The organism is Rhizobium sp. L43 (assembly GCF_002531725.1).
Lineage (GTDB): Bacteria > Pseudomonadota > Alphaproteobacteria > Rhizobiales > Rhizobiaceae > Rhizobium.
On record NZ_NWSQ01000015.1, the window covers coordinates 1 to 13,764 of the forward strand.

The 13,764-nt window shown below is 61.1% G+C and carries 12 protein-coding genes and 2 pseudogenes; 3 read left to right on the forward strand and 11 right to left on the reverse strand.

Features of this window, described 5'->3' with window-relative positions; genetic code table 11:
* Nucleotides 1–164 precede the first annotated feature (164 nt).
* Entirely contained in the window at nucleotides 165–491 is a 327-nt protein-coding gene (locus CO667_RS20025; protein ID WP_097620188.1) for a hypothetical protein, read from the forward strand.
* A gap of 206 nt (nucleotides 492–697) precedes the next feature.
* Here CO667_RS20025 and CO667_RS20030 read toward each other — a convergent pair whose 3' ends face one another.
* The 10 genes and pseudogenes from CO667_RS20030 to CO667_RS20075 form a co-directional block, all read right to left on the reverse strand.
* Nucleotides 698–1,621, reverse strand: a complete 924-nt coding sequence (locus CO667_RS20030) for a fatty acid desaturase (protein WP_097620017.1) — start codon at nucleotides 1,619–1,621, stop codon at nucleotides 698–700.
* Between the two features lie 127 nt (nucleotides 1,622–1,748).
* Nucleotides 1,749–2,345, reverse strand: a complete 597-nt coding sequence (locus CO667_RS20035) for a DsbA family protein (protein ID WP_097620189.1) — start codon at nucleotides 2,343–2,345, stop codon at nucleotides 1,749–1,751.
* A 53-nt stretch (nucleotides 2,346–2,398) separates the two neighbouring features.
* Nucleotides 2,399–3,434, reverse strand: a pseudogene (locus CO667_RS20040) (LLM class flavin-dependent oxidoreductase).
* 4 nt (nucleotides 3,435–3,438) lie between these two features.
* Nucleotides 3,439–4,455: an ABC transporter substrate-binding protein gene (locus CO667_RS20045; RefSeq protein WP_245433172.1), complete on the reverse strand. Its 1,017-nt coding sequence runs from the start codon at nucleotides 4,453–4,455 to the stop codon at nucleotides 3,439–3,441.
* Between the two features lie 102 nt (nucleotides 4,456–4,557).
* The gene (locus tag CO667_RS20050) at nucleotides 4,558–5,502 is read right to left on the reverse strand and encodes an ABC transporter substrate-binding protein (RefSeq protein ID WP_097620018.1); all 945 of its coding nucleotides are present in this window, start codon (nucleotides 5,500–5,502) and stop codon (nucleotides 4,558–4,560) included.
* Between the two features lie 92 nt (nucleotides 5,503–5,594).
* A complete protein-coding gene (locus CO667_RS36265; protein WP_097620019.1) occupies nucleotides 5,595–7,370 on the reverse strand; it encodes an amino acid ABC transporter permease/ATP-binding protein in 1,776 nt (591 codons plus the stop codon).
* A gap of 37 nt (nucleotides 7,371–7,407) precedes the next feature.
* On the reverse strand, nucleotides 7,408–7,965 hold the full coding sequence (locus CO667_RS20060) for a GNAT family N-acetyltransferase (protein WP_097620020.1): 558 nt from the start codon (nucleotides 7,963–7,965) through the stop codon (nucleotides 7,408–7,410).
* Nucleotides 7,962–9,161, reverse strand: coding sequence for a M20 aminoacylase family protein (locus CO667_RS20065; RefSeq protein ID WP_097620021.1), 1,200 nt, complete (start codon nucleotides 9,159–9,161; stop codon nucleotides 7,962–7,964). Before CO667_RS20065 ends, CO667_RS20060 begins: the two co-directional genes overlap by 4 nt.
* A gap of 17 nt (nucleotides 9,162–9,178) precedes the next feature.
* Nucleotides 9,179–10,528, reverse strand: coding sequence for an LLM class flavin-dependent oxidoreductase (locus CO667_RS20070; RefSeq protein WP_097620022.1), 1,350 nt, complete (start codon nucleotides 10,526–10,528; stop codon nucleotides 9,179–9,181).
* A 23-nt stretch (nucleotides 10,529–10,551) separates the two neighbouring features.
* A complete protein-coding gene (locus CO667_RS20075) occupies nucleotides 10,552–11,544 on the reverse strand; it encodes an LLM class flavin-dependent oxidoreductase (RefSeq protein ID WP_097620023.1) in 993 nt (330 codons plus the stop codon).
* 220 nt (nucleotides 11,545–11,764) lie between these two features.
* Here CO667_RS20075 and CO667_RS20080 point away from each other — a divergent pair.
* Nucleotides 11,765–12,035 (forward strand): annotated as a pseudogene (locus CO667_RS20080) (type II toxin-antitoxin system Phd/YefM family antitoxin).
* A complete protein-coding gene (locus tag CO667_RS20085; RefSeq protein ID WP_097620024.1) occupies nucleotides 12,035–12,361 on the forward strand; it encodes a type II toxin-antitoxin system RelE/ParE family toxin in 327 nt (108 codons plus the stop codon). Before CO667_RS20080 ends, CO667_RS20085 begins: the two are co-directional and overlap by 1 nt.
* Before the next feature lie 29 nt (nucleotides 12,362–12,390).
* Here the strand turns inward: CO667_RS20085 and repC are convergent, their stop codons facing one another.
* On the reverse strand, nucleotides 12,391–13,695 hold the full coding sequence (repC, locus tag CO667_RS20090) for a plasmid replication protein RepC (RefSeq protein WP_097620025.1): 1,305 nt from the start codon (nucleotides 13,693–13,695) through the stop codon (nucleotides 12,391–12,393).
* Nucleotides 13,696–13,764: the final 69 nt, after the last annotated feature.

The following is a 13,764-nucleotide window of genomic DNA, read 5'->3' on the forward strand; positions in this document are numbered from 1 at the left end:
TTCCACCTCCAAGTCATCGACCGGATACCAGCCCGATCAAACGGTGCTCTCGCACCACGCGCCATGCCTGGCGCACATGCAAAAAGCCTCCGTCTCCGGAGGCCTTTTGGTCGTTTATCTGAGACGCTGAGACGGCTCAGGCGGCCATCGTGCAGCACATCATCATGCCGCCGCAGTTCATCATGACAGGCATGCCGCCCGACATCATCGACATCATGCGCTTGCAGCATTCCATGAACATGTCCTTGTCCATGCCGTCCATCGGCTTCATTTCGCAGACCATGCCTTCGGCAGTCATGGTGCACTTCATGGCGCCCATCATCATCGGCATCATCCCACCGTTCATCATGGGCATGCCTGACATCATCGGCATCATTCCACCCATCATCGGGTTCATCATGGCGGGGATCATGTTGTTCATCATCGGCATCATGTTCATGGCGGGGTTCATTGTCTCTCTCCGATCAATACAGCGGCGTTTCGCGTTTTAATGGATCGGGAGATAAAACGACCAATCGAAGCAAGCAATGTAAAAAAATCTTCCCATATCTTTTCCTCCAATAGAATGGAACGGTTTCGATGGGATTGCGCAAACTTACCAAGATAACGGAATTTCGTCCGTTATAATCGGTCAAGCGGAGCGAGGGTCGCTTCGCCGGCCAGCGCTCGCTGCTTCGCGCTGGGATGGGCTATCCTGTTATGAGTGATGAGGATGCGTCGGGTCGTCGTGCGGTTTCAGGAAAAACCGGCGCGCGATGTCCCAATAGCCGTCATAGACAAGCCCGCCATTCGAACGGACGAGCGTTTCGCGATTGTGGCGATAGACCGCCGGAAGGCGATACCAGGAGATGCCCGGCCGGCGATGATGGAGAACATGCAGATTGTTGTAGAGGAACAGCAAGCCGAAGAGCCGGCTGTTTTCGACGATGGCGGTGCGCTCCTCATGGCTGTCGGCATATCTGTGCTCGGCATAGGATCTGAGCCGCGTCATCGCAGCACCCGTATAGACGAAAGCGAGGAAAAGCCACAGCTGCATGCCGCAGACAACCGTCGCCCAGAAAAGAACGGCGGTGACGGCGATGCCGTGCACTGCCCATATCCGCCGTCTTCCCGGTTCGTTCGTCCGGATCAGCCGCCATTCCTGCCCAAGGAAACTCAAAATCATCACCGCCGGACCGATGGTCAAACGGCCGAACAGGGTGGTGTTCCACCGCGCCAGCAGCCTGCCAGCCGCGCCCAGCTGCTCCCAGGCAGCCTTGGTAAAATAGGAGGATTCAGGATCCTCGATCGGGTCGGTGAGATATTCGTCGCGATGATGCTCCAGATGGCTTTCCTTATAGATCGGATAGGGCAGCCACAACGATAGGGGTATCGATCCGATCGCGTCGTTGATCCGTCGGTTTCCTGTCGGATGGCCGTGAATGACCTCGTGCTGAAGCGATCCATGCCAGGCAATCAGCCAGCCTCCGGCAATCACGACCACGATCATCGGCAATGATTGCCACCACCAGGTGAGCGCAAGAAATCCGCCATGGATGACGAGCGTGAGAATGACCGTCGGCCATTCCGTTAAACGCTTTGGAATAATGGTTCCGGCGGCCTGCGAAGTCCTGTCGAGCATGCGTGTGATTTCCCCATCAACCACACCAATTTATCGCAGGGCATCGGCGACAGGGAATAACGTCTATCTATTTTATAGACTTATCCGAAAAAATCTGTCTCAACTCACCGGACTGCTCGATCCAAACCTAAGGCCTGTCGCCGCGAAGATGACGCTCGAGGAAGGGCAAATTGTCCTGTCCCCAATAGATCTCACCGTCATAGACATAGGTGGGAAAGCCGAAGACGCCGCTGTCGCGGGCATGCAGGCGGTCCGCCGACCATTTGTTCTGAACATCCTCGTCGGCTTGCCGCCTAAGAAGTGCCGCGCCATCGAAACCTGCCGAGGTCACGATCGCCTCGCGCACATCGGGCCTGCCGATATCCCTGGCCTCGCTCCAGAAGGCATGTTGCAGGGCGCGGGCAACGCCGATCCAATCCTGTCCGTCGAGATAGGCGGCAATCACGAAGAGGGATGCCGGCGTCGGATCGCTCAATTCAGGGCGATGTTCGAGCCGCAGTTCCTTGCCGCGCACGCGCGCCCAGCGCTTGAGATCCCGCGTCCAGTAAGCGCGCCGGATCTCCGGGCGATTGCGTGAGAAGATACCGCCATTTTCCTCGACCACCGTCGTCAGATAGGGGGTGATGCCGACGTCGTTCTTCGCCGCAAGTTCGGCAAAGGCGTCGAAGCCGATATAGGCCCAGGGCGAGCCGATCGAAAAGAAATACTCTACCGATTTGGTCACTGATGCATATTCCCTGCGAGGTGATTGGTCCGGCGTCGTATGGGCGACGCCTTTCAGGAAGCGGCCCGGATGTCGGATCGCGCTTTCCATCCGAGCTCCGGTGCAATTGTCGTCACGTAATCGTGGAGGATCTGGCGATATTCCTCGTGCTCGAACTCGTAAGGAAGTTCCAGCCTCAACTCATCGACCTGGGGCAGGATCGGATCGGCAAAAAGCTGCGCCAATATCTCCTCCGACGTGCCGACGATATCACGGGCGAAAAGCGTTCGCCGCTCGCCCTGCGGTGAAAGGGTTCGCTCATGGCGGCCATCGGCATAGTCTCGATACCGGCGGCGCGTTGCGGCATCGGCGCTATCGAAAGGCACGATGACGCGGCCCAGCGCGACCCGGCGCTGCGTGCCGCCGGCGCGATAGGTTTCGATCAACCGCGATTGCGCGGTGAAGAAATCATCGGTCCCCTCGCCCGTTATCACATTGCCGGTCAACAGGTTGAAGCCATTGCGGCCGGCCCATTCGGCCGAGCGCTGCGACCCGCCGCCATACCAGATCCGGTCGATCAGGCCCTTGGCATAAGGCTGCAGCCGCGGCCGCTGCGGGCGAGGGCGTCTTGATCAAGGTCTGTTCGTCGCCGAGATAAGTGCCGCGCAGATTGTCGGCAAAGCGCCGCACGCGATCATGCGAAAAATCGTAACCCGTCCAGTCGCCGTCGAAGACAAGCGGCGCGATCAGGTCTGCGTGCAATGGTCGTCCAGCGCTGACACCGACATTCAGCCGCCCGCGCGACAGAACATCGACGGTGGCGAGATCTTCGGCCAGCCGGTAAGGGCTCTCGTAACCGATCGGGATGACCGCGGTTCCAAGCTCGATCCGGCTGGTTCGCTGCGTCGCCGCCGCCAGGAAGGCGCTCGCGGAAGAGATTCCAGGCTCCAGGTGCCGCTGGCGGACCCAGGCACTGTCGAAGCCCAGATCCTCGCCATATTGCAGCTGCTCAAGCGTCTGTTCCAGTCCCGACAACGGATCTTCGTCGGGATAGTTGCCGGGGGTGAGGAAGCCGATATGGCTGATGGATATGTTGCCCACTCGTGCCATCCGATCAGTATTTCGGTAGGCCAGGCGGGTTGGTCTCGGATACCGGCAAGGCCTCCTCGGAGAGATGCCAGTGGTCGAGGATTTTTGCATAGGTGCCGTCTTTGATCAGGCCGTTGGTGGCGACAGTCAGCGCATCGGCCAGCCCGCTCCCCTTGCGCGTGGCGATCGCGACATCTGAACGATCAGGCCAGCCGGCGCTCAGCGTGCCGACGCGCTTGATGTTCTTGTCGCGCGCGGCGATGAAAACAAGCTGTGCATGCGGCTGCACGATGACATCGGCCCGGCCGGACCGCAGCGCGAGAAGGCTTGCCGCCTCGTCGTCGTAATATTGCAGCTCGATCGGCTTCAGGCCCGCGGCGACATCTTCCTCGCTCCATTTCACCAGGATACGCTCCTGGTTGGTGCCGGCGCCGACGATGATCCTGAGGCCGGCGGCGTCCTTGGGCTCCTTGATCGAAGTGACGGCACTGTCGGATTTCACGAAGAAACCGTGCAGGCCCTGGCGGTAAGTGGAGAAATCGAACTTCTCCTTGCGCTGCTCGGTGACGCCGACATTGGAGATGACGGCGTCATATTTGCCCGAGGTGAGGCCGAGCGGCCAGTCGATCCAGGCGACCGGCACGATCTCCAGCGTCAGGCCGAGGCTGTCGGCAATGGCATAGGCATAATCGGGATCGGCCCCGACCACGGTCTTGGCGTCGGTGGCATAGGTGGCAAGCGGCGGCCCGCCGGGGCTGACGGCGATGGTGAACTTGCCTGGCGTGACGAACTTGAATTCTTTAGGGATCGCAGCAATGGCCGCATCGTTCCTGGCGGCATGAAGCCGGCCCGGCTGTTCAGGGCTCAGGTCGAAATCCTCGGCCGCATGGGCGGCGCCGAAACCAGTCAAGGCTGACACCAGGGCCGCGAAGAACAAGGTGCGAGATTTGGGATGGATCGTCACGTTCAATATATCTCCGTTTGCATCGGGAAGTGGAAACGGACCGGCGCGCTTCCCTGTAACGCCGGTCCGCCGATGCATGTCGCCCAAAAGTGCACAGCGGTTTTGGGCGACATGCATAAAAACAAAGATCTAAAGCGCGTCGCATGAAGCCGCTCGAACGCGACGCGCTTTGGACCAACGTTACGAACCGCTCTTCGGCAGGCCGGGCGGGTTGGTCTGGGCCTTGTCGATTGCCTCAGGACCGAGGTTCCACGTATCGAGGATCTTCTTATAGGCACCGTTGCCGATCAGGTCGTTGACGACATCGGTCAAGGGTGCCGCCAGGCCGCTGCCCTTGCGCGTGGTGACGGCAATCTCGGCCGTGATCGGCCAGCCGCCGCTGATGGTGCCGACCAGTTTGGTCTTGCCGTTGATCCCCGCCGAATAGGCCTGCGTCGCATTCACGCTGAAGACGGCGTCGGCTCTGCCGGACTGGACAGCGAGATCCTTGACCGCGTCGTCGTCATAATATTGCACCTCGATCGGCTTCAGGCCGGCGGCGACGTTCTGCCGGTCCCATTCCAGCAGAATCTTCTCCTGGTTGGTGCCCGCATCGGTGATGACCTTCAGGCCGGCAATATCCTTCGGCTGCTTGAGGGCCGTGATCGGGCTATCCGCCTTGACGTAGAAGCCGAGCTCGTCCTTGCGGTAGGTGGAGAAGTCGAATTTCTCCTTGCGCTCCTCCGTGACCGTCACGTTGGAGATCACCGCGTCGAACTTGCCGGAGGTCAGCCCCAGCGGCCAATCGGCCCAGGCGACGGAAACGAGATTGAACTTCAGGCCCAGGCTATCGGCGATCGCCTGTGCCAGATCGACGTCGTAACCGATCACCGTCTTGGAATCGGAAGCATAATCATGTAGCGGCAGGTTGCCGCTCGAGCTGATGCCGACGGTGAAGACGCCGCTTTCGACGAATTTGAAGTCCTTGACTTCGCCAATGCGCTTCTCGTTCTTTTCCAGCCGCAGCCGGTTCGGCTGCTCGGGGCTGAGGTCGAATTTCTGCTGCGCCTGCGCGGAACCGAAACCGATCGCGGCAATGGTGACGGCGCCCGCTATCAGCAGCCTTGCCCTATCTCTAAATGTCATGCCCCTTCTCCATTTCATCTTTAGGTTGTGATTGTTGTCAGTCGACCGGAGCAGCCCGTCGCGGCCCGGCATTTCACCAGCGCTGTCAGGCGCTAGAGAACCTTGGCGAGGAACTCCCGTGTTCGGGAATGTTCCGCTTGCGTGAAGATGCGGGCCGGCGGGCCGGCCTCGAGAATGCGGCCGCCATCCATGAAGATGACGGTGTCGGCAACTTCGCGGGCAAAACCGATTTCATGGGTGACGATGACGAGTGTCGTGCCGGTGCGGGCCAGCTCCTTGATGACGTCGAGCACTTCGCCGACGAGCTCCGGATCAAGCGCCGAGGTCGGCTCATCGAAAAGCAGCACCTTGGGGCGGAGCGCCAGGGCGCGGGCGATCGCCACGCGCTGCTGCTGGCCGCCGGAAAGCTGGCGCGGATAGGCGTTGATCTTGTCGCTGAGCCCGATGCGGGCCAGCAGTTCCTGCGCCAGTTGCACAGCCTCCTCGCGGCTGACGCCGCGCACCTGGATCGGTGCCTCGATGAGGTTTTCGAGAACGGTCAGATGCGGGAACAGATTGAAGCTCTGGAAGACCATGCCGATATCGGCGCGGCGGGTGAGAATATCCTTTTCCTTCAGCTCGTAGAGCGTGTCGCCCTTCCTGCTGTAGCCGACGAAATCGCCGTCGACCGAGATGAAGCCTTCATCGACACGCTCGAGATGGTTGATGGCGCGCAGCAGCGTCGACTTGCCGGAACCGGAGGGGCCGAGGATGGCGGTCACACTGCCGGCGGGAAGGCTGAGCTCGACATTATCGAGCACCTTCAGCGAGCCGAAGCTCTTCGAAATACCGTGGATGCGCACCGCGCCGCCTGCGGCCCGTAACACCGCCGCATCCCGGAAGCCGATCTTGCGGACGGTGTCGGTCGCCGTCTCAAAGACCGGCAGCGGACGACGGAAGCGTTCGAAGAAAGCCTGGAAGGGCAGCGGCGTCGGATTGCGCACGGCGCCCTTGGAGAAATAGCGCTCGATATAGTGCTGGGCGAGCGACAGCACCGTCATGATGATCAGATACCAGACGGTCGCCACCATCAGCAGCGGAATGACTTCGAGATTGCGGCGGTAGATCACCTGAACCGTATAAAAGAGTTCCGGCAGCGCCAGCACGTAGACCATGGACGTGCTCTTCGCCAATCCGATCAACTCGTTGAAGCCGGTCGGCAGAATCGAGCGCATGGCCTGCGGCAGCACGATGCGGAAGGCCTGGCGGCGGCGCGGCAGGCCGAGGGCGGCCGCCGCTTCCAGCTGTCCATGATCCACCGAGAGAATGCCGCCCCGCACGATTTCCGCGAAGAAGGCCGACTGATTGAGCGTCAGGCCGAGGAAGGCAGCGGCAAAGGGCGTCAGCAGTTGCACGGTGGGATAGTCGATAAAGACCGTATCGGTGAAGGGAATGCCGATCTTGATCGTCTCGTAGAGGTAGCCGAGATTGTTCAAGATCAAGAGCAGCACGATGACCGGGATGGAGCGCAGCAGCCAGATATAGCCCCAGGAGAGACCGGAGAGCAGCGGCGACTTGGAAACGCGGGCAAGCGCCAGCGCCGTTCCGAGAATGGAACCGGATATGGCGGCAAGCACGGTTAGGAGCAACGTCCGGCCGAGGCCGACGAGCACCGGCTCGGCAAAGAACCATTCGCCGAAGACGCCCCAGCCCCAGCGCGGATTGGTGAAGGTGGAATAGAGCACGGCTGTGATGACGATGGCTGCGAAAATCGTGCCTGCCAAGCGGCCCGGATGGCGCGCCGGCACGATGCGGTAACGGGAATAGTCCTTCGATTCTGCCGTCCTGCTGCCGGGATCGATGCCGGCAAAATCCGTCGTCAGTGCCATTGTGCTTCCCTTTTATGATTATCGGTCTTTGCCGTTTTCAGTGATTGGCGCCGGCCAGGCGCAGGCGCGGTTCCGCATCTTCGAGAGCCGGCTCGGCGAGATGGGTAATGTCCTTCTCGAAGGGCAGGCTCTTGTAGATTTCGGGATCGGCTGATGTGTCGAAGAGAGCGGTGTAGCCATAGTTCAGATAGAGGCCGACGGCCTCGGGCTGGCGAAAGCCTGTTGTCAGGTAGATGCGGGCATAGCCCTGGCGGGCGGCCTGGGCCTCCAGCTCCACCAGCACTTTGCGGGCAAGGCCCTGGCGGCGCAGATCGGAGCGCGTCCAGATGCGTTTGAACTCGGCCGTGTGCTCGTCATAATTCTTGAAGGCGCCGCCGCCGATGGTTTCGCCGTCGCGGATTAACAGCAGAAAATTGCCGTGGGGCGGCGCAAAGGCTTCAGGGGGATAGCGGCTGAGCTCGGCGGCCGCACCTTCGGCATTGAAATAGGTGCCGTAGCGGCTGTCATATTCGTAGATCAATTCATCGATCAGCGGCTTGGCGCGCGGATCGAGAGAGCTGGTATAGAGAAACGTATCGCTCATATCGTTCATCACCCGTTGTCGTCAGTGAGGAAGGTTTCGGCGAGCCGCACCCAGTAGCGGGCGGCGGGCGCGATGATCGCATCGTTGAAATTGTAGTGAGCGCTGTGAAGAGGAGCGCTGTCGCCATTGCCGACGAAGAGATAGCTGCCGGGATTGGCCTGCAGCATGAAGGCGAAATCTTCGCTGGCGGTTCTCGGCCGGAAGTCCTTCTCGATCGCGGCGAGGCCGAGCGCGTCATAGGCGACATCACGGGCAAATGCCGTCTCTTTGGCGTGATTGACCAACGCCGGAAAGCCGAGACGGTAATTCACATCCGCCTCGGCGCCGAAGCTTTCGGCCTGGGCGCGCGCCAGGGCGGGAATGCGCTGTTGCAACAGCTGGCGGACAGTCTCGCTATAGGCCCGCATGGTCAGCTGCATCTCGACGCTTTCCGGGATGACGTTCGAGGCGGAGCCGGCATGGATCGAGCCGACGGTGACGACCGCCATCTCCTGCGGATCGACATTGCGCGAGACGACGCTCTGCAGCGCGGTGATGAAGGAGGCCGAAGCCAGCACCGGATCGACTGTCCGGTGCGGTTCGGCGCCATGGCCACCTTTGCCGATGATCTTGATGACCGCCTTGTCGACCGAAGCCATGGCCGGGCCGGCGACGAAGCCGAATTGACCCGTCGGCACGCCCGGCCAATTGTGCAGCCCGAAGACCGCATCGACGGGAAAACGCTCGAACAGGCCTTCCGAGATCATCTTGCGGGCGCCAGCGCCGATCTCCTCGGCGGGCTGGAAGATCAGCCGCAGCGTGCCACTGAAATTGCCGCTCTCAGAGAGATAGCGGGCGGCGGCCAAGAGGATCGAGGTATGTCCATCATGGCCGCAGGCATGCATGACGCCGGGGTTGCTGCTGGCATAGGCAAGGCCGGTCGCCTCCTCGATCGGCAGCGCGTCCATGTCGGCGCGAATGCCGATCCGCCTCTTGCCGTCGCCGCGCCGGAGGGTGGCGACGACACCGGTGCCGGCAATGCCCGTCGCCACTTCGTAGCCCCAGGCGGAAAGGCGGGATGCCACGAGCTTGCTGGTCCTCAGCTCCTGGAAGGCAAGCTCCGGATATTGGTGCAGGTCGTGGCGAAGCGCGATGATCTCGTCGAGATAAGAGGCGATACCCTGCTCGACCGGATCGTTGCTGCGCGGGTTTTGAGCGATGATGTCCATGGCGGTTCGCCGGCGCCTCAGGCGCCGACAGCCTTTCCGCGCTCGACCTGATCGGCGTCGGCCGCATAGCGGCTTTCGCGGAACGGCAGGCCGAGATGGTCGCGCAGCGTCTCGCCCTTCAGGACCGGATCGAAATAGCCGCGTTCGGTGAGGAGCGGCAGAACATGTCTGGAGAAATCGTCGAAACCTTCGGCGATGACGGGAAAGCCGAGAATGAAGCCGTCGGCCGCACCCTGATCCACCCAGCGGATGATCTCGTCGGCGATATGCTCGGCGGTGCCGATGAAGGCAGTGCGCGGCGTTGCCGAATCGAGCGCGACCTCGCGCAGCGTCAAGCCTTTCTCGCGCGCCGTCCTTTTGATGCGGTCGGTGGTGGCGCGGAAATTGTTTCTGCCGATATCGCCGAGTTCGGGGAACGGCCCGTCCAGCGGATAGGCGCTGAAATCATGATGATCGAAGAAGCGGCCGAGATAGAGCAGCGCCTCCTCAATGGTGACAAGATTGCGGATCGCCTGGTACTTGGCTTCCGCCTCATCGGACGTCGCACCGACGATCGGCCCGATACCGGGATAGATACCGACTTCCGCGGCCGGGCGCCCATGCGCGATGACGCTGTCCTTCAGCTGGCGATAAAAGGCCTGCGCCTCTTCGAACGGCCCGCCATTGGTGAAGACCGCATCGGCATGCTTGCCGGCGAGCCGGATGCCGGAATCCGAGGCGCCCGCCTGGAACACGACCGGCTGGCCCTGCTTCGAACGGCCGATATTGAGCGGCCCCTCGACGCGGAAGAAGCGGCCCTTGTGGTTAAGCCGATGCATCTTGGTCTTGTCGACGAAGACGCCGGTCTCGCGGTTGCGGACGAAGGCGTCATCGTCCCAGGAATCCCACAGGCCCTTGATCGCATCGATATAGTCCTCGGCGATCTCGTAGCGCAGCTCGTGTTCGGGATGTTCGCGGCTGTAGTTGCGGCCCGAGCCCTCGAGCGGCGAGGTTACTGCGTTCCACCCTGCCCGGCCGCCGCTGATGAGATCGATCGAGGCGAACTGGCGGGCGATGGTGAAGGGATCGCTGTAGGAGGTCGAGACCGTGCCGACGAGGCCGATTTTCGAGGTCGAGGCGGCTAGCGCCGAGAGAATGGCGATCGGCTCGAACCGGTTGAGGAAATGCGGGATCGACTGCTCGATGATATAGAGCCCATCGGCGACGAAGGCGAAAGCGATGCCGGCCGCTTCCGCCTTGCGCGCCGTCTTGACGAAGAAGTCGAAATTGACGCTGGCATCGGCCGGTCCGCTCGGATGTTTCCAGGCATTCATGTGGCCGCCGGGGCCCTGCAGCATGATGCCGAACGTGACGTGTTTCTGAGTCATGGAATCGATCTCCTTGAAAACGGTCAGGCGACGAGGGAAAGCCGCTCGGCGGCGAGCAGCTCGATGGAAGCCAGGCGCTCGGCGACCGAAAGCGCCGGCGTGTCCAGCACGAACTCCTTGACGCCGTAGCGGCGGTGAAGCTCATCCAATTCCTTGCGGATCTGCTTTGCCGTGCCGTGCAGGACGCTCGGTACCTTCTCCTCGATGCGGTAATCGGTGACGCCGGCCTGGCGGGCGAATTCGGCCGCCTGCTCCTCGCTGCCGACATTGACGGTCTGGCCGTTCGGCAGGAACACCTTCACGATGCGCAACTTGCCGACGCGCTCGCGGGCATAGTCCTCGCTTTCGGCGGCGAAGGCTGCGAGCGCCAGGATCGGCCGCTTGCCGCCGGATGCCCGCTCATAGGTCTCGAGGGTTCTGCGCAAATTGTCAGGATCGCCGTTCAGGTGACCGGCGAAAACAAGCTCCCAGCCTTTCTCCGCAGCGAGCTCGGCGCTTTCGACGCTGGCGCCGAGCAGGAAACGTTCAGGCGCGGTCGGTGGGAAAGGGGTCGCCTGCGCGCCGTCGTAATTCGGGTCGGCGGCGAGATAGGTGTTGAGATCGGAAAGCTGGCCGGCAAAATCCGGCTTCCTGGACGGATCGACGGCAAGCTGGAGCGCGCGCGTCGACAGCGGAAAGCCGCCCGGCGCCTTGCCGACACCGAGATCGACTCGGCCGGGCGCCAGCGAGGCCAGAAGATTGAAGGTCTCGGCAACCTTATAGGCGCTGTAGTGCTGCAGCATGACGCCGCCGGAGCCGATGCGGATCTTCGACGTTCTGGCGAGAAGATAGGCGATCAGCGCCTCCGGCGCGGAGCTTGCCAGATTGGACATGTTATGATGCTCGGCAACCCAGAAACGGTGATAGCCGAGCTCCTCGGCCCGGGCGGCAATCTTCACCGTCGCCCGCAACGCGTCCGCAGCGGTAAGACCCTGTTCGATCGGGCTTTTGTCGAGAAGGCTGAGGAGATAGGTCATGACGCCACGATCCGATCCTTGGTTGCAAAGTTTAATCTATAAAATCGGTAGACAAACTCAATTATAAGAAATGACATTCTCTTTCGAACACGAGGAGTGAAAAAAAGCGGCCGCACCTAAGATGGAAAATCGCCTGCCGGGACCGTGTCTCACCGGCAGCGTAAGCCGTCTTTCAATCGACCACTTAATAATCTATATTCTGGTCGAAAGGGAGTAACGCATGAAGCTGTCAGAACAGGTCAAGCCGATCAGCTACTGCGCCGGAGATCATCCGGACGCTGAAGGATAATCCGCAGCCGGTCGTCATTACGCTTCACGGGGAGGCGAAAGCCATCCTTCAAGATGTCGGCCAATATGAAGAAACACAGGAGACACTGGCGCTCCTGAAGGTGCTGGCGCTCACCACCCGGCAAGTCGAGGAAGGCAAACTGCGCCCTGCTGCGGAATCCTTCGCGCTCATCCGCAAACGTCTGGCGGACAGTCAGTCCTGATGCCATATCGTGTTCTTTTCACTGAGGATGCGGAACGCGACATCGAGGATCTCTATCGCTTCATCGCTAGCCGCGACGGCACCGAGACGGCAGAGCGCATCCTGACGGAAATCGAGAGTGCCTGCGCCGAGCTTGAAGAATTCCCCGTCCGCGGAGATATTCCGAAGGAGTTGGCGGGTATCGGTATTTCCGAATATCAAGAACTGCACCATAAGCCGTGGCGCATGATCTATCGGATCCTGGGCACGGATGTCGTCGTCTACTGCGTCGTAGACGGACGTCGCGACATGCAGAGTTTTCTGGAGCGAAGGCTTATCCGCGCTTAGCCACACGCTGCCCACACGGAGGCTCAACACTACCCAACTTTCCGCCCCGCCGGCGCATTTGCCCGTAGGAGCGCCATCAGCATCGGGCCGATCGCAAATTCTCCCTTTTCACTTCGCCGCGTCAGGCCACGAAGGTAGCCACCGGCCGAATTGATGTGGCCGCCGCGCTCCAGGATGCATGCCATCACGGTCGCGGCGTTTTCCGGACCCATCACATCTGCCGCCTCCTCATAGGCCGAGGGACTGACGCCCAGCATCGATCGAACGGTGACGGCTGCGGTCATCAGGTCGCGCCAATTGCGGATTGCGCCACCCGGCCCGTAGGCCAGGATTTCCGGGCAGGCCTGCAGAACCAGGCCGAGTGGGAAGGATTTCAGCCCGCCACCATCATCGCGGTTGCCCGACCGCCGACCCTGCTCTTCCTCCTGCCGGTTCGGATGGGCTGTCTCCCCCCTGCCCTGTTCCGGCGCCACGGCTGCTCGCCGGTTGTCTTGCTCAGGCATCGCGCCCTGCTTCGGTTCGAAGCTTGGTTCAAGTTCAGAATTGGATTCGGAGTTTGAATTCTGTATGTGACGCTCGATATAATCGGCATTGCCGCTTTGTTTTGCTGATTTAACTCGAATTTCCAGCCGGTTAAGGATACCGGCGCGCAGAGCCGTCAATTCATCCAGCAATTGTTCGAGCTGTGCTGTCGTCGGCGACCGCGGCAGGCCTTCGATCAGCTCCCGGAATTCGCCGTACAGGCTTTGCCAATCCCCCGGGATCTCCTCTTCGACAGCCGCTTCGATCAGCTTCGCGATATCACGGCGGCAAAGAGTGATGCGTTCGCGCAGCCGCTGGACATGCAGCCGCTCGGCCATCACCTCGGCCGCCAACTGCTCGATCTCCTCGGAGCGGGCAAGCAGCGGTGCCAACGAGAAGCCGAAGGCCTCGTCGACCTCCCCTGCCCTGTCCCTGCGGACATAACGCTTGCCGTTTGGGCTGTCTCTGCGCAGCAGGAGACCCGCCTCGACGAGTGCGGCGAGATGGCGGCGCACGGTCTGTTCGGCCATGCCATGCGTTCTCAGCGAAAGCTGGATATTCGATGGGAAGACGATCAAACCGTTTTCCTGCGCCAGCTCGTTCTTCGGGTAAAAGCTTAAGAGCGCATTGAGCACGGCAAGCGTCCGATCGCCGATGCCAAGCAGCGGCTTTGCCTCGCACAACGCACGAAACAATTTCCACTTGTCGACCGACTGATCGGACTTGACCTCCCCGGCCATCACCTGGTTTGCAAGCATGCCAAGCGTCATTGACCGCCGCCCGAAAGGCGTCGTCACATTCCCGATTTCCATATCCTTCACCTCAACAAGGCAAAAGAAATCCGCTCGCCAAAACGGCGCCAAAAACTCTTGACAGCGATT

What these genes read in the sequence shown, in the direction of transcription:
- CO667_RS20025 (WP_097620188.1), top strand. Translation starts at nt 165, where the DNA reads ATGCCGCCGCAGTTCATCATGACAGGCATGCCGCCCGACATCATCGAC.
- CO667_RS20030 (WP_097620017.1), bottom strand. Translation starts at nt 1,621, where the DNA reads ATGCTCGACAGGACTTCGCAGGCCGCCGGAACCATTATTCCAAAGCGT.
- CO667_RS20045 (WP_245433172.1), bottom strand. Translation starts at nt 4,455, where the DNA reads ATGCATCGGCGGACCGGCGTTACAGGGAAGCGCGCCGGTCCGTTTCCA.
- CO667_RS20050 (WP_097620018.1), bottom strand. Translation starts at nt 5,502, where the DNA reads ATGACATTTAGAGATAGGGCAAGGCTGCTGATAGCGGGCGCCGTCACC.
- CO667_RS36265 (WP_097620019.1), bottom strand. Translation starts at nt 7,370, where the DNA reads ATGGCACTGACGACGGATTTTGCCGGCATCGATCCCGGCAGCAGGACG.
- CO667_RS20065 (WP_097620021.1), bottom strand. Translation starts at nt 9,161, where the DNA reads ATGGACATCATCGCTCAAAACCCGCGCAGCAACGATCCGGTCGAGCAG.
- CO667_RS20070 (WP_097620022.1), bottom strand. Translation starts at nt 10,528, where the DNA reads ATGACTCAGAAACACGTCACGTTCGGCATCATGCTGCAGGGCCCCGGC.
- CO667_RS20075 (WP_097620023.1), bottom strand. Translation starts at nt 11,544, where the DNA reads ATGACCTATCTCCTCAGCCTTCTCGACAAAAGCCCGATCGAACAGGGT.
- CO667_RS20085 (WP_097620024.1), top strand. Translation starts at nt 12,035, where the DNA reads ATGCCATATCGTGTTCTTTTCACTGAGGATGCGGAACGCGACATCGAG.
- repC (WP_097620025.1), bottom strand. Translation starts at nt 13,695, where the DNA reads ATGGAAATCGGGAATGTGACGACGCCTTTCGGGCGGCGGTCAATGACG.